The sequence below is a fragment of the Pseudomonas sp. 2822-17 genome (genome assembly GCF_002742485.1).
Taxonomy (GTDB): Bacteria; Pseudomonadota; Gammaproteobacteria; order Pseudomonadales; family Pseudomonadaceae; genus Aquipseudomonas; species Aquipseudomonas cyclaminis.
Window position 1 is genome coordinate 1 of sequence record NZ_LJRZ01000733.1, and the last position, 606, is coordinate 606.

The following is a 606-nucleotide window of genomic DNA, read 5'->3' on the forward strand; positions in this document are numbered from 1 at the left end:
TTCAGGCCCCAGGCTGCCTTTTTGGCGACCGATGGGATCTCGTGGTACATGTTGAAGATCTCGCCTTCATCCATGGCCAGCGATTCGATGCAGTACTGGTAGGCGTGGGTGTGGATCGCTTCTTCGAAGGCCTGGCGCAGGATGTACTGGCGGCACTCCGGGTTGGTGATCAGGCGGTATACGGCCAGGACCAGGTTGTTGGCGACCAGGGAGTCGGCGGTGGAGAAGAAGCCCAGGTTGCGCATGACGATGCGACGCTCGTCGTCGGTCAGGCCTTCGGGGTTTTTCCACAGGGCGATGTCGGCGGTCATGTTGACCTCTTGCGGCATCCAGTGGTTGGCGCAGCCGTCGAGGTACTTCTGCCAGGCCCAGTCGTACTTGAAGGGTACGAGTTGGTTGAGGTCGGCGCGGCAGTTGATCATGCGCTTTTCGTCAACGGCGACGCGGGCGGCGGAGCCTTCGAGTTCGGCGAGGCCTTCGGCGACGTCGAGTTTGTCCAGGGCGGCCTTGGCGCGCACGATGGCGGCGGAGTCACTCGCGGTGACGGCGCGGGCTTCGATGGCGGCAGCAGCGCCGGCACCGTCGAGGCGGTCCATGTTGGCTTCG

At 63.9% G+C, this 606-nt stretch carries 1 protein-coding gene; it reads right to left on the bottom strand.

Annotated elements, in window-relative coordinates; all coding sequences use genetic code 11:
- A partial coding sequence (locus AOA60_RS24015) for a ribonucleotide-diphosphate reductase subunit beta (protein WP_218240853.1) occupies positions 1-596 on the bottom strand: 596 nt, incomplete at its 3' end.
- Positions 597-606: the final 10 nt, after the last annotated feature.